Here is a 21092-nt window from a genome sequence, read left to right as displayed (position 1 = left end):
AACTATTACAATCACCTTGGAGTAAATTGGTATGAGCAATCAGGACGCTAATATTTTGTTGCGCTTTATTCGTGACATTCTGGAACAGGATAACGTGCCGCCACTCAATACGATGCTGCTTTCATCCGGATTCCGGGAGCTTGGCGATAACCTTAATTACCTGAACCGGTATATTATGGAAATGGAACAATATGCAGGGGCTATTTCCCAGGGGATTTTTCCGGAAAAGGCTCCTGACAGGGCAAACCGCTTTTGCTGGCCCCTCAAAGCGCTATGCTCAAACCTGATGCACCTTGCCTGGCAGACACAGCAAATTGCACATGGAGATTATGAACAGCACGTAGATTTTTTGGGCGAGTTCTCAGAGTCGTTTAATATTATGGTCGAGCAGCTCAAACAGCGGGAAGTCAATTTAAAACTGGAGACAAGCAGGGCTGCGAAAAAAATTGATACTTTAAAGGAAGCCAATGATCTGCTCTATTCCATTATGAATAACATCCTGGGATGGGTTATTGTAATTGGAACCGAGACAGGAGAGATATTGTTTGTAAATCAAACCGCCAAGGATGAATTCAAGAAGCATCCGGAGATTTCGGAAGAGGTCTGTAAAAACCTGTCTCAGAATACGATATCTGCAGGAAAAAGGCACCATAATATTTCGCTGCTTGTCCATGACAAAAGCGAAATCCAGAAAATGTACCAGGTGAATATGTTTCATGTTTTCTGGAAAGGAACCGAAGCAAATGCCTGCATTATCTACGATATTACCCAGCAGCAGAATATAAAAATACTTGAGCAGGATGCCTACACGGATTCGCTTACCGGTATCTACAACAGGCGTTATTGTATGGACGGCCTGGAACGGAATTTGGAAGGACATAAGCAGTTTTCCGTTTGTTTTCTGGATATCGACCACCTTAAGTTTGTCAATGACTGCTTTGGACATCTGGAAGGGGATCAATACATTAGGCTCGTGGTGCGTGCGCTGCAGCAGGTTTTCGGGGAAGACGATATTATTTGCAGGATCGGCGGGGATGAGTTTGCGATTATTTCTGGAGGAGATGACGCAGGTATCCTTGAAAAAAACATGGAAAAGACAGAAAATGCCCTGTTGCGGTTGAGCTTAACAAAAAAGTATGCAATGAGCGTAAGCTATGGCATTATTTCGATCGGGCACAACTCGATGATGACAACGGAGGACATCCTGCACAAGGCGGACGAGCAAATGTATATTTTTAAAAAGGCGCAGTATAAAGCTTTTGCGTCGAAAATCCCGCCAACGCCGAACCACAGCGCCATTCAATATGATACAATCACAAAATTCCCCGTCTATTCATCCTTTGAAGGAGAGCTCGCGAATTATTTCATCGAGGGAGAATACCTGCATCAGCAGGACAAAAAAACTGCGATTATGTATCTTGACATCCTGGATTTTAAAGCACTGAACGAATATTACGGATATGCGGAGGGAGACAGGGAATTATTTGAAATTGCAGAGTTGCTGCGGGAAAAATTAGACATATATACAGGTACCAGGATATTTTCGGATTTTTTTATTCTATTGTTTTCCATGGACAAAAAGGATACGCTTGAGCAACTGGCAAAAAAACTTGTGAGAAGCTTTAGGATATTTCTGAAGGACCAGCGCGTCTATCATCCGAAGTGCAAGATCGAGATAGTTGCGGGACTGTGCGAGGTTGAAGATGGATTTAACGGGCTTAACCAGGCCATCGACAATGCAAACGAAGCCCGGAAAATCGCCAAGGCAAGTTACCGTACCGAATGCCTCGTATTTAACAGTGCAATCAAGCGCAAGAAGAACGAGGAGGCGCGGCTCAACGCGGAAATCAAGACGGCTCTGGCCAACAGGGATTTTTCATTTTGCCTGCAACCCAAGGTCAGCTTAACAAGCGGGAGGATCGTAGGCGCTGAGGCGCTCGTACGGATGTCCGAAAATAACGCGATGATTTATCCCGGGGAGTTTTTACCGTTAATGGAACGCGACGGCAGTATTACGGAGCTGGATTTCCAGGTATACGACAAGGTATGCCATTACCTGTACCAGCGGATACGGGAAGGGCTGCCGGTTGTTCCGGTTTCGATCAATGTTTCGCGGTTACATTTGCGCGACGAAACGTTTGCAGATAATGTCCACAGCCTGATTCAGTCGTACAACATAAAGCCTCCGCTAATTGAATTCGAACTGACAGAAAACATCTTTTTTGACGAAGTGGTAGACCGTGCACGCCACATTATCACGAAGCTGCGAAGTTATGGTTATCAAATTTCCATCGATGATTTTGGAGCTGGCTATTCCTCTACAAATCTTTTGCTTGATCTTGATTTTGATGTTTTAAAGCTGGATAAAAGCCTGGTCGATTATACGATAGAGCAGACTCGGAAAAGCGAGGTTATCATATCCTCTTTAATTTCCATGGCAAAGCGGCTTGATATCAAAGTGGTATGCGAGGGAGTAGAGACGCTTGGGCAGTTGGAATTTGTGAAAAAAATGGGTTGCGATATTGTGCAGGGGTATTATTTCCTGAAGCCTGTGGAGCTGCGGTCGTTCGAAAAAATGCTTGAACAAAAAGGCGGGTATTGCCCATTGCCATGGGATAATGAGGTTGTCGGACAATAAAAAAGCTAAACAGATACACCTGATGTAACGATATAGAAAGGTGAGGTGTATTTATCATGGAGGGGCAAAGCGGGAATCATATCAAACGACAGGATTTTATTGACGAAATACTTGAGGAATGCAGTGAAATTTCCCAGATAGATAAAGGGGATATCAGTAAAAAGGAAGTTGCCGTACAACTGGCGGGCGCAGAAGAAAAGCTTTTGGACGACAGTTGGATGGATGTTTTTGATAACCAAAATCTGGTAAAAAAGGTGTTGGCTGATATCAAAGCAGGCGCTGCGCCTGAGCGGCAAAGGGATAAAGAAAAGGATGCGAAGGTTAAAATAACAATCGCGCAGGACAAAATGTCGGCGCGGATACGGATATCTCCTCCCGCAGAAGGAGGAAAAGGCATTACGGAAGACGACATCCTGGAACAGCTGCGTGAAAAACGGATTATCAAAGGGATCAAATTTGAATATATTTACAGGCTTGCCAATCATACGGTCTACAATAAAACATTCAAAATAGCCCAGGGCGAAGAGAAAATTGACGGGACCGACGCGCAGCTTAAATGTCATTTTGAGACAGAGCAGGAAGCTACGGCGTTCTACAGCAAAGAGGATTATGCCCGTATCCAGTTTCAAAAAGTGAAGGCGGGCGATTTGTTGTGTGAAATATTGCCTTCCACCTACGGAAGGTCGGGATGGAATGTTTTGGGGCAGACGCTGCCGGGCAAGGACGGGGACGGAATTGGCGACGTTTCCGGTACGAATACAGTACTGACGGGCACGCTGCTGTATGCGACGTGCGACGGTCTTGTGAGCCTGCAAAACGGCAAGGTGAACGTATTCAGCGCGAAAACGGTTGTGATGCTGGAAAATGCGTGCCTGGAATATGACGGTACTGTATTTGTTGAGGGGAACGTTACAAACGGAAGCCGGATCAAAGCAAGCGGTGATATCATTATCAAGGGTTCCGTGCAGAACGCCGTGATGGAGGCGGGAGGCAACGTTACGCTGTGCAAAGGAATTACAGGTAAAAACAGCAGTATCAGGGCAGGAGGAAATATCAGGAGTTACTTCATCGAGAAGGCGGAAATTCATGCGGGAAAGGACATTGTATCTGACGTCGTTATGCTTGCAAACATACGGTGCGGAGGGACGCTGACGTTGTCGGGCAGGCGCGCGGCGCTGATCGGAGGTTCGTGCCAGATTGGGAAAGACCTGAACGCCAAAAATATTGGAAATGATGCAAATGTTCTTACAGAAGTTGCGCTGATTGGCCAGAAGAGGCTCCAAAAAGAAAAGGATGCGGCTCTGACAAGGATCGAAGAATGCCGCGCCGCAATCGATCAGATGCTGCGGGCGATGAAAGCAGCGATGAACAAAGCAAAAAACAAAGAAGAAATAAAGACTCTGGCGATACGGATCACCTACGCCAAGAAGAAACTGGAGCAGGAGATCGAAGAACAGAATGCAGTAATTGAAGAAATCAACGCAAGAGAGGGGTTGAGTCCCAGCGGAAAAATCACCGTGAGCGGAAAGCTTTATCCGAATGTGGCGCTCAATATTGATGAGGTACATTACACAAATATGCAGGAAAAAAATTATTGTGTGATCGCGAAAAACAGAAGCGAACTTAACTTTAGTTCTATATAGAAAAGAAGAGGAAGAAAAATGGCTCTATTTAAAACTCAAAAAAGTGCAACTGATGTCCGCAAGGAACAGGACCGTTACATAGGGGTAAACATGCCGTATGATTCGGTAACCGGTTTGCCGACAAGGGAAGGAATGGAACGCTTTTTTGAAACGCTGCCCGCGGGCGGCGCAGGATATGCGTACATGACAATTTGCATGGAACGTTTTTTCCAGTTGTATGATTTGTTTGGCTACGACGCAGGGCACCTTAATGTGGTTGCTGTTGCGGATGCGATTCGTGAAGACCTGCATGAAGATGAAAGCGTGTGCAGGGATATGCTCGACCATTTTGATATTCTGTTCCGGTATCATGGGGAAAACGAACTGTTGCAGCGCGTAGAAGGGCTCCTGAAGATACTTTCATCCATAGAGATCACGGATAGAACCTCAAAATATGAATATCCGCGCTGGTTTACATGCGGCGTATTTGAGGTAACAGGCGAGGGAGAGAGCTTTGACGACATCAGGGATATGGCGGAGCTTGCGCGAAAAAAAGCACGTCAGCAAAACAGCGCGTTTGGTTTTTTCAAAAAGGATATGCGCGAGGAGATAAACCGGATGAGAAAACTGATGCAGGACGCGGGCGGCGCAATGCAAAAGCAGGAGTTTGTTCCGTTTTTTCATCCAAAGTACGACCTGAATACAAAGCGCATCGTGGGCGCGGATGTGCTTGCACGCTGGCAGCATCCGGATCAGGGGATCGTAATGCCGCAGGTGTTTATACCAATGCTTGAGCAAAACGGACAAATCATCGAACTCGATATGTATATGCTGGAGCAGGCATGTAAATTGGTGAAAAAATGGACTGAGCGGGAGGAAATGCCGGTGCCGCTTTCGGTTAATATTTCACCGCTTAATATTTACAAAAAAGGATTTATCAAAAGGATTATTGAGATTACCGAAAAATACCAGGTCCCGCCTTGCCTGATTGAGCTTGAAATGAGTGAATCTGCAATTATGAAGAACAGCAGGAATATCAGTCAGCGTATGCGGGAGCTTAGCGAGGAAGGGTTTCGGGTTTCGGTGGATAATTTTGGAGCGGGATACCTTTCATTGGGGCTGTTCCAGGAATTGCCGATTAATTTGATTAAGCTTGACAGGAGCTTTTTAAAGGATGCAAAGCCGGAGAAAAGTATTGCCGTCATTATGGAAAATATTATTCGGGCGGCCCACGAACTTGGCATTATGGTCGTTGCCGAAGGAATTGAGACACAGGAACATACCGAGCTTCTGAATCAAACAGGTTGCAACTTCGGTATGGGATTCTTATTCTCAAAGCCGATGCCGCTTTATGAATTCGAACGGCTGACGCTATAAAGAAATTGCAACGTTGGAGAGAAAATGGGAGAAAAAATCGCCATCAGAAATTTGAATGAGGACTTCGTTGAACTGTATGTGGACGAATGTATGGAAAAACGTGGGATGTGCACTTGTGAAATCTGCAAAGCCGACGTGCGTGCCTTTGCGCTCAACCAACTACCGCCGCATTATGTTTCGACTGAAGTGGGCGACGCTATGGTAAGGCATGTAGCCCAGACCACGCAGGGACAGGCCGATATTCTTGCCGCAATCATGGAAGGCGTTAAAGTGGTTGAAGACAATCCGCGGCACAAATAGTTCTATCCTACCTTGGCGCTGCGAATGGCGTCTTCTTCGGAAATTTTCTGGAACGTTTTTATGATCGTTATGTTTAAATTCTGACTGTCGTTATAAAGGTCAAGCGTTGAAAAGGGCTTTTCCAGCAGGCGGACCACCGGACGCAGGGATTTTTTGCTTTGTACTACAACCGCCAGTTTTCCCGTGCTCAGCTTTACAAGCGTACCGATAGGATAGAATTCCATTTTATTCATGAAGACTTTCACAATTTCATAATCAAACGCAATATTGCTGTTGCCCATAATGTATTCCGCAGCATCGGCAGGAGACATAGGATCGCGATAGGGGCGCTTTGAGGTAAGCGCGTCAAATACGTCGGCGATTGAAATAATGCGCCCAAAAAGTGGAATATCCTCGCCGGAGAGCTGTTTTGGATAACCCTTGCCATTGTATTTTTCATGATGGCTTATAACGCCGGAATAAATTTCTTCACCGTCAAATTTGTGCTGCTGGAGATATTCGATTCCAAATTCCGCATGTTGCTTAACGACCGTAAATTCGTCGGACGTAAGCTTACCGGGCTTATTGATCAGTTCCTTTGGAATCTCTATTTTGCCAATATCGTGCAAGAGCGCACACAACGCAAGCTGATGCAGCTTTTGCTTTGGAAGCTCCATCTCTGTACCAATAGCAATCGATATTACGGCAACGCTTACAGAGTGGTGGTAAGTATAATCATCATAAGATTTCAAATCGAAAATATTGACAAGTACGTTTTTATGATTGGTAATGGTATCGACAAGCTCGCCGGCAACGCTGCCTAATTCACCGATGGGCGGCGCGTCGGTTGTCTCAAACATATTTTGAAGGGCCACAAGCGCTTCTTTTTTCAGCTTGTCACTGATCAGCGGTTTGGGTATCTTGACGCCTTCAGGGACAATGTCTTTCATGTACACGCCCGGCGCATCATGCTGCCTGAGGCGATCGATGATTTGCGTTGTGATTTTCTGTCCTCTTTTGAGTAGCGCAAGTCTGGCGACGTGAAAATAATACACATCCTCCTTCAAAACGCTTCCAACTTCCAAATCGTCGACAGGTATAAATATCATAACGCAATCAATCCTTATTTTGATATGTATTGTATTATAAACCATTTTATTGGAAGTGGATAGTACTTTTTAAATGTGAATAATGAATTAATTAAAGCAGGGGAATGAATAACGACTGCGGAAAGGAGGTATTTATATAGTATGAAAAAAAGTACGGTACTAATTATGGCCGTAATCTTGCTGTTGATTGCAACACTGTTGATACAGGCACTGCCAATGGAGCAATCGAGATTGCAGGACGGCATTGATACATATTCTGAAAAAGACTGGCTGGTCAGGCTGGAAGGGGATGGACAAAGTTGGGAAACCGAAATGAAAGGGGAACGGATTTACAATCCTGACAACAAGAAAGTTTACCTGAGCAAAAAGCTTGAAGAAAACGGCAAGAATGATCTCTATCTGATGATACTGACATCGAATCAGGAATATAAGGTTTACATCGACGGAGTGGAGTATGATGAGGAACTGGATAAGGACGAACTGGAAAGCACCTCCGGAAACCGGCTGACACTGATACCTTTGGCTGAGGCTGCGGAAGGGAAAGAAATCACCATAATGCTGGACACCTCTACGGGGCTGAAGGCAGAAAATGCGCCGATTGTATATATGGGGACAAAGGCGCAACTGGTTTTAAACATGGTGACGGCACAGCTTCCGATTTTTACAATGGCGGTTATACAATTTGCCGTGGGAATCACGCTGCTGATTTTTTATATTGTATCAAATGCGCTTTATTCCCTGCGTAAAAAAACAGTGCTCTATCTATCGCTGCTTACGATTTGCCTTAGCTTTTGGCTCATTTCGGAGTCTTATATCTGGGGAATTATGTATAATAACAATGCGTTTTTTTTCATACTTGAGAACGTATGCAGACTTTTGATATCGATTTTATTTTTGCTTGCAGTTTACCACTTCCTTCCATCAAGTGAAAACAGGCCGGTACTGATTCTGATCTATGTGCTGGCTGGCATGTTGCTTTTTGCCATGATCGGTCAACTGACACAGGTGTTTGACTTCAGTCATAGCTATCAGTATGCAATTTTTTCAATCATAGGGCAGACAGTGGTTCTTTTAGTTGTATTGGTTCGTGCGGTTTTGCATAAGGCAGGAGTACAATATTTAATTTTGCTTGTAGCGGTTTTGTTGACGCCGGTAAGCATCGTGATAACCATATTTCAATCCGGCGTCCGGATAGACCGGTTTGATATCGCACTGCCAGTGGCTGCCGTTATCAGCGTACTTACAACGCTTACAATCATCAGTTTGTCAAAGGCCCATCAGGAAATGATAATGACTTATTCGATTCGCAGGCAAATGACAGTACAGACGGAGTATTGCAGAAATTTGGAGAAAATGAACGATGAGATGGAGCTTTTTCGGCACGATGCAAAAAACCATATGCTGGTGCTGGGCCAGTTTCTGCGGGATGACAAAATAGAAGAAGCAAAGAGCTATGCCGCTTTGACTGCCGGCGCGTATGCAAACAGGGAGGATCTTTTGGCTACGGGTAACCTGGTGCTTGATTCCCTGTTGACGGAAAAAATGAGGATGGCGAAGGAACTGGGAATTGATATGCAACTGGAACTGTTGATTCCAAAGGAAATTCCCGTTCCTCTTGCTTATTGGATCGTATTGATGGGCAATATCATGGATAATGCAATAGAGGCGTGCGAACGGTCTGAAAAAACACAGCGTTTTATTTCCGTACGGATAAGAATGGAAGGGAATGTGCTGTTTGGCAGTATTGCGAACACGTCGGACGACGATAAGATTATCAGAAGGGGCGATTCCATGCAGACGACAAAAAAAGATAAACGGTTTCATGGAAGGGGAATGCTTGCCATCCGATGGGCAGTCGAACAATATGACGGGGCGCTGGAATATGAGCAAAAGGACGGCGTGTTTACCCTGAGTTTTACGCTTTACGGCATTGATTGCGATTCCAGGGACGGAGGGTTGCCAAACATATGATTAAAATAATGCAGGATTGATCGCCTGATTTCTTTTGCATATTTATTGCCGACAGGAATTTCACCCTGACCGCGCAGCATAATTTTATGACTTGATACACGTTCAATATAACGCGGATTGACGAGAAAGGACTTATGCGTGCGGATAAAGCCGAAAGGCGATAAGCGTTCCGAAAGGCTTTTCATCGAGGAATAAAACCGGTGCGGGCCGGCGCTGGTGTGAAGCGTCACGATACGGCCGCAAATTTCTAAATAAATAATATCAGGCACAGGAACACATACGAGCTCCTGTTGGAACTCGTAATAAAATATGTCCTGTGTCTTTTTTTGTGCTTTTTTTACAGCGGCAAGGAAAATATGCTCGAATTTTTCCGAAGCAATATCATCTTTCAAAATATAGTGCAAGGGGGAAGTATCAAAGGATGCGATCGCATGATGCTTGCTGTTCGTAAGGTACAACAGTTGCGCCTCGCATCCGAGCGCCCTGATCTTTTTTCCGGCCTCAATCCCGTTACAGGAATTCATCAGAACGTCCAGATAAATGATATCCGCTCCGTTTATATGATCTTCCAGATCGAAGATTAACTGCCTCGCATCTTCATAACAAGACAAACAAATTTCCAGATTGTTTTTTTGCGCAATGCGACTGATAAACCCGGAAAGGTATTTCAGCACGGAAGGCTCGTCATCACAGATATAAATTTGCAACATATCGTAAACCTATCGTTTTCCCTGCAATCTTTTGTTACACGAAAACAAGCGTTTGTTACACCATGCGTATTTTAGCGATTATTAACGATAAACTGATCCAATCGATGAAATATCGTAAAAAAAATTCGTAATATATTGTATATTACGAAAAATAAGTAAAATACGTCAAAATTTAATAGCTTCATAGGTATGTTATCAAAAGATCACACATGTGTCAATGACTTTCACATCAATAGCTATATGATTTTGAAATCCTGTGGAATGCTTTTGTTACGACAATATCTGAAGCAAACCCAAGGAGACGGAAACCATTAAATTTTACGTGATTTTTACGCCGTCAGTTACGCCGTCAATAAAAGTCGAAAAGGAGATAATAATATATGGCACGACATGGAGAAAATATCTATCTGCGCAAAGACGGAAGATGGGAAGGAAGATATGTGAAAGGGAAGGATGAAAATGGCCGTACAAAATACGGATATGTTTATGCGAAAAAGTATACTGAGGTAAAGCGCAAGCTTACCATCCTGCGTGCAGAATATTCAGGATCGGATTGCTCAGTTCAGGCATATGGAAACGGCACGGTTCGGGCATGGCTGGACTATTGGCTGATGGTTTCCACGAAGCCTTACGTCGGTCAGTCTACTTTTAACTCTTACCAGAGCCTGATCGAAACCCATATCAATCCGGCTTTCGGCGCATTATATCTCAGGGACCTCAGCAGGGAAAAAATCCAGGACTTTGTGAACGAACTAAGCAGCAGGCTAAAGCCAGGAACGCTGCATAATGTTTGCAGGTTGCTTCGATCCGCCCTGACAAAAGCGCAGGATCATGGATTGCTGCGCGAAAACCCTTACCGGGACATCAAGAAACCAAAGAATAAGACGCGCGCGCCGCGCGTACTCCTTCTGTCGGAACAGGCAAAGCTTGAGCGTGAGGCCCTCGCAACAGGGAAGCTTGAATATATACTTTGCCTGTATACAGGTTTGCGTCTTGGCGAGGTCTGCGCCCTCAAATGGAAGGACATAGACTTTGACAATAAAATTATTTTCGTAAACCATACGGTGAAGCGCGTTAAATGCGAAGGAAGAAGCACGCGAACAGAAGTCATATTGGGAAAACCGAAAAGCGATGAATCCATCCGGGAGATACCTGTCCCTCTTTTCATTTTAGATAAACTATCCCGGAAGTTCAAACAGGGCGGTTGCCAAAGTGAAAACTTTGTTTTTCAAAACCGCACCGGAAGCTACCTCGATCCAAGAACCGTCCAAAAACGTTTTTCGCAGTTCATGGAAAGGCTTAGGATAGATAACGTACATTTCCATACGTTACGCCACACGTTCGCGACGCGTTGCCTTGAACAGCGCATTGGGATAGAGACGCTCAGCGAGCTGCTGGGGCACAGCACTCCGCAAATTACGCTCTCACGGTATGCACATTGTACGCGTGAAAATAAAATGAAATCGATTAAAAAGCTCAAAAAGGTCGCTTGTTAAAAAGTTTAGACCGTCAGCCGCCGTCAAAAGGGCACGAAAAAAATGCAGGGCAATACTCTTAAAACAAAAAGTTCGTAATATACAATATATTGCGAAAGAGTAAGCGCGGAAACAGGGTGTCAATGGAAACAAACTGATTGGTGTTTCCAAAGCAAGTACCCGTATCCGGCGTCGTCCTGCCGCAGGTAGTAGGCCTACGATATAATGATACCAACTATGGAACGGTGGTAACATTAAGGATTACAGCAATGGCATTAAAATTTTGTCCGTCAGGTAAAAGCGGGGGACAAAGAAGAAGGACGGAAAAATGGGTTGTGTTGTTGCAGAGGAACGCATCGTTCCAGTGAGCTGGGGGAATTACCAAATACAGGTGTACACAGGGGATGCCTGTATTTTGTGTTGTTTTTCATTAAACAATACCTGAAAAGGATAGTTAAATTATAACACAAAAAAATACCGGACAAATACAACATTGTTTCATGAAGGAAGAGGATAAAGTATGGAGATTGGTGCGGCAGATCTGGATTTGCTCAAAGAAATCGGGAATATCGGTGCAGGAAACGCTGCCTCCGCGCTGTCGGAGATGACGGGGCTGCCGGTTAGCGTAAACGTTCCAAAATGTGAAATGATTGGTTATTCGGAAATTGCGGATAAAATGGGCGGCGCAGAAAATGTGATCCTTGGGATGCTTGTCCAGATGAGCGGTGATATTGAAGGTTTCATTTTGCTTGCGCAGGAGCTTCATGATGCGAGAAATACGATTAAGGTATTGATGGGCCAGGAAATCAGCGAGTCAGAGGAATTCAATATCGAGGTCTATGAACCAATGCGCGAGGTATGCAATATTTTGGTTGGAACGTATCTTTCAGCGATTTCTTCCATGATGCAGCTGAATATTATTCCAACAGTGCCGGAGATGACGATCGATATGGCAATGGCCATTATGAACGTACCGGTTCTGGTATATGGCGAACTTGGCGAATCCGTATTGATGCTGGATACAAAATTTGGCGGGGCGGCGGAGAATATCAATGGCAACTTTTTCCTGATGCCGACGATGGAGTCGCTCGAAGTATTGAAGAAAGCGTTGTATATATAAGCTATGAAAACGATGGTGATTGGTATGGCGGAGCTGGGGGTTGTGAAATGCCCGCAGCGTATAACGACGCTTGGGCTTGGATCGTGCGTAGGGGTTGTATTGTTTGACAAGATCAATAAAATCGGCGGGATGGTCCATATCGTACTCCCGGAAAGCAATGGCAGGACAGATGCTGCGCGGGCAAAATTTGCCGATACCGGCGTAGACGAGCTCTTGAAACAAATGCTGAAAGCCGGCGCCAACAAGCAGGCAATGGTTGCCAAGGTGGCGGGTGGCGCACATATGTTTGGCGGGATCAGCAAAAGCAATACGCTTAAGGTTGGGGAACGCAACGCGTTCAAAAGTAAAATAGCGGTGCTGAAACTGCGTATACCAATCGCGGCTGAAGATTTGGGCGGAAGCTATGGGCGCACGATCGAGCTCAATACAGAGGATGGAAGCCTGATGGTTAAAACCGTTGGCAAAGGAACCAGGACGATTTGATGAATTGATATAAATTATGGAAAGAAAAGCAATTATATTGTTAGGAGGAAAATTATGAACAAGGTAATGGTTGTAGACGACGCTGCTTTTATGAGGCTTACAATTAAAAATATGCTGTCGAAAAATGGCTTTGATGTAGTAGGCGAAGCAGAGAATGGTGCGCAGGCAATCCAGAAGTGTACCGAATTACAACCGGATATTATTACAATGGATATTACGATGCCTGAAATGACGGGAATCGACGCGCTAAAAGAAATTATGAAAATAAATCCAAAGGTAAACGTTGTTATGGTTTCTGCCCTGGGGCAGGAGGGCATGGTAAAAGAAGCTGTCATGCTTGGGGCAAAAGGATTTGTTGTAAAGCCGTTCAAGGAAGATATCATTGTTCAGGCGCTCAGTAAATTCAAATGATTATTTGTATGCAGGCGCATACAAATGAGGGGGTGAAGCCAAATGGGCGAGAATGATTCCATGCTGACCATGTTTGTGCTGGAAAACAGCCAACTGCTCGAACAGCTGGAGGAATTGCTGCTGGGCGGCGAAAAAAATGAAAAACTTGGCAAGGAACAAATAGATGAAACGTTCCGGGTTATGCACACCATCAAGGGCTCTTCGGCAATGATGGGTTATGACGCGATGACGACGCTTGCACACGCCGTTGAGGACCTGTTTTCCAAAATAAGGGAAAAGGAACCTCAGGATTCCGATTGGGAGCGTATTTTTGATGTTGTTCTGGAATCTATCGATTTTTTCAAAAATGAAATTGAAAAGCTGCAACAGGGATATTTGCCCGATGAGCAGGCGGACGAGCTGTGCAGGGAGCTTGGCGATATCCTCAATGCCTTGATTGAAGGGGAAAAAGAAGGAGAACCGGTAAACGAAGAAATGCAGGCTGGCGAGGCAGAAGACGGAGAAGACGCTGCGGGAGAGGACGCAAAGATTCTCAGGGATCTGATTTCCCGGATAAAGCAGCAGGAGCAGGAGAAAATCTATTGGATCAGGATGTTTTTGGATAAGGGCTGCCAGATGGAGACTGTTCGCGCTTATGGGGCGCTGATGTCCATCGAGGAGCTCTATTCGGCGATTGCGACCTATCCGGAAGAGGTGGAAGAAAACCACGATGAAGAAATTGCAAACCATGGTTTTTGGATTGCGGTATCCACCACGGAAGAATGCGCGGAAATGATCAAACAGAAAATTTCTGAAACGATGTTCCTGTCCACGATGGATTTTGAGGAATATGCGCCGGAGGCGGAGCAAGAAGGGCAACCGCGGGAACCAAACGGCGCGGCAGAAGCGCAGGGAACGCCTGCAAAGAGCAAGGAGGCTCCGGCTCAGGATAAGCCATCCACCGTCAAAAAAGCGGCGAAGGAAGAAAAAGCCCTGAAACAAAGCTTTATCAGCGTAAATGTCAATAAGATCGATAAGCTGATGAATCTGGTGGGGGAAATTGTAACCACAGAATCCATGGTGACGAAAAATACGGATATTGCAGACCTGCATCTGGAAAATTTCGAGAAACAGGCGAGACAGCTTCGTAAGCTGACGGACGAGTTGCAGGATATTGTTATGTCGATCCGTATGGTGCCGATTGCAACCACGTTTCATAAAATGCAGCGTATTGTGCGCGATATCAGCAAAAAAACAAAGAAACAGGCTGAGCTGGTGATTATCGGCGAGGATACGGAGGTTGACAAAAATATTATCGATAATTTGTCCGATCCGCTTATGCACCTGATTCGTAATGCAATGGATCACGGCATCGAAACGCCGCAGGAACGTCTTGCGGCAGGAAAAAGCGAAAAGGGCACTGTGACGCTTGAGGCGTGTAATCAAAGCGGCGACGTAATCGTACGCGTCATGGACGACGGTGCGGGTATGGATCGGAATAAAATTATCCAGAAGGCAATCGCGAACGGGCTGACCACAAAAACGGAGAATGAAATTTCCGATAAGGAAGCTTATGGATTTACCTTGCTTCCGGGATTCTCTACAAATGATGAAGTGACGGAATATTCCGGCAGGGGCGTCGGCATGGACGTAGTCCATAAAAATCTTGATAATGTCGGGGGTAGTATTTCTGTAGACAGCGAACCGGGCAAGGGAACGACGATTACGATGCACATTCCGCTCACGCTTGCAATTATGGACGGAATGAAAATCACGGTTGGGAAATCGATCTATATTGTGCCCACGCTTGTGATAAGGGAATTTTTAGAACCCAGATTATACGAAATTATAGTTGAGCCAAACGGCAACGAAATGATCATGATTCGCGGGGTATGCTATCCGATCATAAGACTGCACAGGGTATTTGACGTCGCAAATGGAGTGGAAGATTTTAACAGCGGCATTATGGTGCTGGTGGAGAGCGACAGCGGGGCGGCCTGCCTCTTTGCGGATACGCTTTTGGGAGAACAGCAGGCGGTTGTGAAGCCAATGCCGCCTTACGTAGTGAAATCATTTGGAAAAATAAAAGGGATTAATGGCTGCAGCATCATGGGTAATGGCGGAATCGCGCTTATCCTGGATATCAACAATCTTTTGGAATAGCAGACCTGAAGTGCCGGTGCAAGGAGGAATGGCTTTTGGATGAACAGGAAATGAAGCAGGAAAATGAGGCGGAAAACAAAGAAAAATACCTCACGTTCTTTATTAATGGGCAGTGCTATGGAATACCGATAGCACTTGTTATTGAAATCATCGGAATGCAGGATGTTGCGGAGGTGCCGGAGTTCCCACCCTACCTGAAGGGCGTTATCAATCTGCGGGGGCTTATCATACCGCTGATCGATGTGAACCTGAGGGTAGGCTATGAGGAGAAGGAATACACCGATAAAACCTGCGTTATCGTCGTGAATGTGAATGACATGGAAATTGGACTTATCGTGGACGAGGTAAACGAAGTGCTCGATATTGACAAAAGTACAATTAATCCGCCGCCGCACAGCACCGGTGCCCAAGCGGATCAATATATCAATGGGATTGCGGTGCAGGAAAACAAGCTGATATTACTGATGTCCTGCGAAAAGGTCATTGGGGATCAAGATTTTGAATAGGAAAGAAGAAATATGAGTAAAGTGGGAGGACAAATAAGATGCTAAAGAAGATGAAGGTTGGAACGAGGGTGCTCTTCGGCTTCCTGATTGCGATTATCCTGACGATCATACTGGGCGCTGTTTCGATCATCGGATCGAATATGATGAGCGGGAAAATCAACGGACTGTATGATGGGCCGTATGCCGCGCAGCAGGAGATCGCCACGATCAAGGTGGACATCAACCAGGCGACGCAATATATTTACGGCGCAATGATGACGTCAGACCAGGCGCAGCTCGAGGACGTCAAAAAAATGGTCGAAAGCAAGAACACTGAGATGATGGCGGCGTCCGCCAAATTAAAAGAAATCTATCCGGAGGCGGCTTCTACGGTCGACAGCTTTGAATCGATCGTCGGGGAAGCGGCTCCGCTTATCAACCAGATGCTGGAATCACAAAGCAAAGGCGATACGCAGTCCGCGCTGCAGATGATGAGCAACCAGTTTACGCCGCTACTCGATAAGGCGCTCGGGGTGATCAACCAGATGCAGGATACGATCAATACGGAAGCGTCCACCTTCAAGGCGGATGCCGACCAAATGGCGTTTGTCGTCCTGATTGCGATCATTGCTCTGATCGTCGTCGAGGTTGTCGTTGCGATGCTCCTTGCGATCGCGATTACGAGAAGCATCCGCAAACCAATCGAGGAATGTGCGAATGCGACGACGGAAATTGCCAAAGGCAATCTGGACGTGGGAGTCGGATACAGCTCGAATGACGAACTCGGCACGCTTTCCGGCAATATCAACTCTATGGTCGGCACACTGAAAAGCTATATCGGCGAGATTTCCGACGTGCTGAGCGAAATGGCGGATGGCAACCTCGCGGTTGAGACAAAAGAAAACTATCTGGGTGATTTTACGCAAATCGGAGAATCGCTCAATAAGATGATACTTTCCCTGAACGCAACCTTTGAATCTATGGATCAGTCCGCAGGGCAGGTTGCGATCGGTTCAAACGAGGTGTCAAGGGGCGCACAGGCGCTCGCACAGGGCGCTACGGAGCAGTCAAGCTCCGTACAGGAGCTCTCTGCTTCGATCAACCAGATTTCCGACCAGGTACAGCGCAATGCGGATAACGCAAAGGAAACACAGGGCCTGATTAAGGAAACAGCCGATCAGGTGGGGGCATGCAATGTCCATATGCAGGGAATGCTGGAATCTATGGATGCGATTGACAAAAGCTCTTCGGAGATTGCCAAGATTATCAAGGTGATCGACGATATTTCCTTCCAGACGAATATTCTTGCACTGAACGCAGCGGTTGAGGCGGCACGTGCAGGAAGCGCGGGAATGGGCTTCGCGGTCGTTGCGGACGAAGTCAGGAATCTGGCGACAAAGAGCGCGGAGGCGGCAAAGGAAACATCTGCGCTTATTGAAGGTTCTGTGCAGAAGGTACAGATTGGAAACAAGAATGCGCTGGATACGGCCGACGTACTCAAGAGTATTGTGGAAAGCTCTGTGAAGATCAGCCAGAACATCGACGATATCGCAAATTCGTCAGACGAGCAGGCGCGCGCAATCGGCGAAGTAAACCAGGGCGTAGAGCAGATTTCTACTGTTGTTCAGACAAATTCTGCGACAGCCCAGCAAAGCGCTGCCGCAAGTCAGGAGCTTTCCGGCCAGGCAGATATGATGAAGCAGATGGTAAGCCGGTTCAGGCTTAAAAACCAGTCGGTTGATTCGATCAATATGTACGACAGCGGGAGCTATTCTGATGGAATGGACGATTCCATGGATTTCTCCGGAGAAAAGTATTAAGGCAGGCTGAGGGGTTGAAATATCCGGCCTTATAGGCCGGATAATCGCTTTGAAGGCAGGACAACGAAGGAGGAAATTCCGCTGAATAACGCATTCGCAGATATGGGCAAGAAAATGCTCGCATCGTGGCAAAAGACAAAAAAATCACAGAAAATACTGATTATTGCAGTGATCGCACTCACCATAGTTGCGTTATGCGTTGTCGTTACAATGGCTAATCAGGTGGAATACGAGACATTGTTTACAGGTCTTAACGATGAGGAAGCCGGAACCGTGGTGACCGAACTCGAAACAATGGGGATTGATGTAAAATCTCTTCCGGGGGGCACTCTGATGGTGCCCAAAGGCCAAAGGGACGAGTTGAAGTACAAGCTTCAGGCTCAGGGGATACCCGCGGGCGATACGCTCGATTACGACCTGTATTCCACAAATGCCGGAGCGTTTGGTTCTACAGATAAGGACAAGGCTTATTACGAGCAGGCGCAGCTCCAGCAAAACCTGTCGCTGATCATCAATCAGATGGATAAGATCAAGAGCAGCACGGTTTTGCTTTCCCTTGCGGACAAAAGCGGGTTTGTACTGTCGGACGACTCCAATCCAAACTCTACGGCTGCCGTCATGGTTGTGTTGAAATCAAGCTCGGATATGCTTTCCCAGAGCGATGTGGATGCGATCCGTGCGATTGTAACAAAATCGGTTCCATCGCTTACGGAGGAAAATATTTCGGTTGTTGACCAGAATATGCACTCTTATGGATCGGGTTCGGCTTCAAGTGGTGTGAACCAGGTGGATACGCAGGTAAATCTGCAGCAGAAGGTTGCAAGCGACCTGGAGCAGCAGATTGTCAATCTGCTTTCGCCGGTGTTTGGGCCGGAAAATCTCTCTGCAAGCGTCAACGTTACGTTGAATTTTGATAAGACGACGACAAATTCCCTGACTCTGACGCCTCCCACAAATGATGCGGAAAATATGGGAATTATCACCAGCATGAAGCAGACGGAAGAACGGCTGCAAAATGGCGGTACAACGCCTGAAGGGGAACCGGGACAGGATCCGAACGGAGGAGCGCCAACCTATCAGGAGATAGATGATGCGGCGCAGGACAGCACCTATTACCAGACGGTAAATGAGGTCAACGCCGAAGTGAACGAAATCAGCCAGCAGATTGAAGAGGCGCAGGGGGACATTACGGAACTTTCAGCAACCCTCATCATAAACGGGGACGACTCTATCGCCGATGTGCTGCCGCAGGTGCGCCAGCAGATTGCTACGGCGATTGGCGTATCGGAAGATAAAATCACTGTATCCAGCATGCCTTTTACGCAAAATACGCTCTACCAGCAGGCGTTGGAGGAACAAGCCGCGGCAATGGAACAGCAGCAGCGCAGTGAGATGCTTCAAACGCTGATTCCGCCGATTGCAATCGTTGCAGGAATCCTGATTCTCCTGCTCGTGATTATGTCGAACAGGAGAAAAAGGCGCGAGCAGGAGCTTGAAGAGCAGAGAATGCAGGAATGGAGCGGGGATACGACAGGGCAGCATATCGATGTTGCCGTGGATGACGAACTGTCGGTTGAGGAGCTGCTCAAAAAGGATGACAATACGCTCGGACAGATACAGGGACTGGTTGACAAAGATCCGGACGCGATTGCACAGCTTTTGCGCAACTGGCTTTCTGACGACTTTTAGGGGGGATTGCTTTGACTGAAAATTTGATGCCCAAGGAAAAAGCGGCGATCCTCATGGTGGCTCTGGGGAAAGACTTTTCCTCAAAAATATATAAACACCTGACCGATGATGAAATAGAGCAGTTGACGCTGAGCATTACAGGCTTGCGCGCCTTTGACAAGGAAACGCGCGATGAAGTGATATCGGAATTTTACGATCTTTGCGTCACACAAAAATATATTTCGGAAGGCGGGATCGATTATGCGCGCGACGTTCTTGTAAAAGCGGTTGGCGGGGACAGGGCGGACGAGTTGATCGGCAAGCTTTCGGCAGCATTGCAGGTAAGGCCGTTTGACTTTGTAAGACGCGCCGATCCAACGCAGGTCAGTAATTTTATCCAGAACGAGCATCCGCAGACCATTGCGCTGATCCTTTCCTATTTGGAACCGGAAAAGTCTGCAAACATTCTGGCGCTGCTGCCTGAAGAAAACCAGGCGAAGGTCGTTGAGCGGATCGCGAATATGAGCGTTGTTTCCATGGAATATATCCGGGAAGCAGAAAAGATACTGGAATACAAAATCAGCAGTATCGGGCAGGAAGAGAACACCTCAGTTGGCGGCGTGGATACGATTGTTGAGATGCTTAACGCAATCGACAGGAGTACGGAGAAAAGCATACTCGACAAAATTGAGATGGATAATCCCGAGCTTGCCGACGAAATCCACCGGAAGATGTTTGTATTTGAGGATATTGTCAAGCTTACGGACGTGGATCTGCAAAAAACGCTCAAAGAGATCGACAACGATGTTCTCACCATGGCGCTCAAGGGAGCGAGCGAGGAAATCGCAGAGAAGATTTTCGCGAATATCTCCAAGCGCCTGCACGATATGATTGTGGAAAATATGGAATACATGGGACCTGTACGCGTACGCGATGTAGAGCAGGCGCAGCAGACGATTGTAAATGCGATCAGGAAGCTCGAAGATGCGGGCGAGATCGAGATTGCAAGAGGCGGAGCGGAGGAAGAACTCATTGTTTAGGATTGATAAGCATTCCCTGACGGCAGAGGATACATATTCGGCAGAGATGGTTGAACTGCCAAAGCTGGAGGACCTCGTGGAGTTGGTTTCCACTTCTCAGGAGGAAGAAATAACGCAGGAACGGGAAGAACCGGACGCTTCCCCGGCAGAGAAAAAACAAAACGAACTTGCGCGGCTTGAGGCTGAAATACAAAAGGCAAAGAAACAGGCGGAACTGATCATCGCGGGGGCGCAGGAGCAGGCTGAACAAATACGCAGGGACGCCCAGGCCCAGGGATATCAGGACGGGCTTTCCGGCGCGGCGGAAGCTGCGGCGACGGAACGACAGAAGGAAAAGGAAGCCGCGGAGCAGGCGTTGATGACGCTTGTGCGTGCAAAGGAGCAGATGATGGACGGGGTTGAGGAGAGCGTGCTCGATATCAGCCTTTACATTGCGGAGCACATCGTAAAGCAGAAGCTTGACCAGTCTGAGGAAGCCTTCCTGAATGTACTTAGCGATACGCTTTCCAGGGTACAAAGCGATAGCGATATGATTTTAAAGGTCAGCAAGCACGAATATGAGTATCTGTTTGCAAAAGAAGAAGAATATGTGACAGAGCTGAGAAATTCCGGAATTACGGTAAAGCAGGATTTATCCCTGCAAAAGGGAGACTGCGTAATCGAAACAGAGTACGGGACAATACGTTCCGGCGTAAGGACGCAACTTAAGAGAATGGGATACGCGCTGCGTGAAGTAGGCTGA

17 protein-coding genes are annotated in these 21092 nt (G+C 46.6%); 15 read left to right on the top strand and 2 right to left on the bottom strand.

Annotated features, from left to right (window positions below):
• Nucleotides 1-31 precede the first annotated feature (31 nt).
• The 4 genes from ACS5WU_RS10655 to ACS5WU_RS10640 all read left to right on the top strand — a co-directional run bounded on the left by ACS5WU_RS10655 (nt 32) and on the right by ACS5WU_RS10640 (nt 5937).
• The gene (locus ACS5WU_RS10655; RefSeq protein WP_320606934.1) at nt 32-2638 is read left to right on the top strand and encodes an EAL domain-containing protein; all 2607 of its coding nucleotides are present in this window, start codon (nt 32-34) and stop codon (nt 2636-2638) included.
• A 56-nt stretch (nt 2639-2694) separates the two neighbouring features.
• On the top strand, nt 2695-4281 hold the full coding sequence (locus tag ACS5WU_RS10650; RefSeq protein WP_302762150.1) for a DUF342 domain-containing protein: 1587 nt from the start codon (nt 2695-2697) through the stop codon (nt 4279-4281).
• A 90-nt stretch (nt 4282-4371) separates the two neighbouring features.
• Nucleotides 4372-5637, top strand: coding sequence for a GGDEF domain-containing phosphodiesterase (locus ACS5WU_RS10645; protein WP_302762149.1), 1266 nt, complete (start codon nt 4372-4374; stop codon nt 5635-5637).
• A gap of 24 nt (nt 5638-5661) precedes the next feature.
• Nucleotides 5662-5937, top strand: a complete 276-nt coding sequence (locus tag ACS5WU_RS10640) for a late competence development ComFB family protein (protein ID WP_046442892.1) — start codon at nt 5662-5664, stop codon at nt 5935-5937.
• Nucleotides 5938-5939: 2 nt separating this feature from the next.
• On the opposite strand, the gene ACS5WU_RS10635 is transcribed toward ACS5WU_RS10640, so the two are convergent.
• Nucleotides 5940-7025, bottom strand: coding sequence for an HD-GYP domain-containing protein (locus ACS5WU_RS10635; RefSeq protein ID WP_465089151.1), 1086 nt, complete (start codon nt 7023-7025; stop codon nt 5940-5942).
• A 141-nt stretch (nt 7026-7166) separates the two neighbouring features.
• On the opposite strand from ACS5WU_RS10635, the gene ACS5WU_RS10630 reads away from it, so the two are divergent.
• On the top strand, nt 7167-8996 hold the full coding sequence (locus tag ACS5WU_RS10630; RefSeq protein ID WP_052740333.1) for a sensor histidine kinase: 1830 nt from the start codon (nt 7167-7169) through the stop codon (nt 8994-8996).
• Here the strand turns inward: ACS5WU_RS10630 and ACS5WU_RS10625 are convergent.
• Nucleotides 8948-9706: a LytR/AlgR family response regulator transcription factor gene (locus ACS5WU_RS10625; RefSeq protein WP_465089150.1), complete on the bottom strand. Its 759-nt coding sequence runs from the start codon at nt 9704-9706 to the stop codon at nt 8948-8950. The two genes, ACS5WU_RS10630 and ACS5WU_RS10625, sit on opposite strands and share 49 nt — an antisense overlap.
• Before the next feature lie 380 nt (nt 9707-10086).
• Between ACS5WU_RS10625 and ACS5WU_RS10620 the strand changes: the two genes are divergently transcribed.
• The 10 genes from ACS5WU_RS10620 (at nt 10087) to ACS5WU_RS10575 (ending at nt 21092) form a co-directional block, all read left to right on the top strand.
• Nucleotides 10087-11202: a tyrosine-type recombinase/integrase gene (locus ACS5WU_RS10620; protein WP_302760151.1), complete on the top strand. Its 1116-nt coding sequence runs from the start codon at nt 10087-10089 to the stop codon at nt 11200-11202.
• A 499-nt stretch (nt 11203-11701) separates the two neighbouring features.
• Nucleotides 11702-12301, top strand: a complete 600-nt coding sequence (locus ACS5WU_RS10615) for a chemotaxis protein CheC (RefSeq protein WP_320607082.1) — start codon at nt 11702-11704, stop codon at nt 12299-12301.
• A 3-nt stretch (nt 12302-12304) separates the two neighbouring features.
• Complete coding sequence (locus ACS5WU_RS10610; protein ID WP_302760149.1) at nt 12305-12784, top strand: chemotaxis protein CheD; 480 nt, start codon at nt 12305-12307, stop codon at nt 12782-12784.
• Between the two features lie 54 nt (nt 12785-12838).
• Entirely contained in the window at nt 12839-13195 is a 357-nt protein-coding gene (locus tag ACS5WU_RS10605; RefSeq protein ID WP_046442886.1) for a response regulator, read from the top strand.
• 42 nt (nt 13196-13237) lie between these two features.
• Nucleotides 13238-15337 carry a chemotaxis protein CheA gene (locus ACS5WU_RS10600; protein WP_302760148.1) on the top strand — a complete coding sequence of 700 codons (2100 nt, stop codon included), beginning with the start codon at nt 13238-13240 and terminating at the stop codon, nt 15335-15337.
• Between the two features lie 35 nt (nt 15338-15372).
• Complete coding sequence (locus tag ACS5WU_RS10595) at nt 15373-15843, top strand: chemotaxis protein CheW (protein WP_235843829.1); 471 nt, start codon at nt 15373-15375, stop codon at nt 15841-15843.
• A gap of 38 nt (nt 15844-15881) precedes the next feature.
• Nucleotides 15882-17642: a methyl-accepting chemotaxis protein gene (locus ACS5WU_RS10590; RefSeq protein WP_052740331.1), complete on the top strand. Its 1761-nt coding sequence runs from the start codon at nt 15882-15884 to the stop codon at nt 17640-17642.
• Nucleotides 17643-17663: 21 nt separating this feature from the next.
• Complete coding sequence (fliF, locus tag ACS5WU_RS10585; protein WP_330379188.1) at nt 17664-19331, top strand: flagellar basal-body MS-ring/collar protein FliF; 1668 nt, start codon at nt 17664-17666, stop codon at nt 19329-19331.
• 26 nt (nt 19332-19357) lie between these two features.
• Nucleotides 19358-20350 carry a flagellar motor switch protein FliG gene (fliG, locus tag ACS5WU_RS10580; RefSeq protein WP_046442936.1) on the top strand — a complete coding sequence of 331 codons (993 nt, stop codon included), beginning with the start codon at nt 19358-19360 and terminating at the stop codon, nt 20348-20350.
• Nucleotides 20343-21092: a FliH/SctL family protein gene (locus tag ACS5WU_RS10575; protein WP_059109087.1), complete on the top strand. Its 750-nt coding sequence runs from the start codon at nt 20343-20345 to the stop codon at nt 21090-21092. Before fliG ends, ACS5WU_RS10575 begins: the two co-directional genes overlap by 8 nt.

It is taken from the genome of Christensenella sp. KGMB01412 (assembly GCF_055522415.1).
The sequence above is the reverse complement of the archived record's forward strand: the minus strand, read 5'-3'. Positions and strand labels throughout refer to the sequence as shown.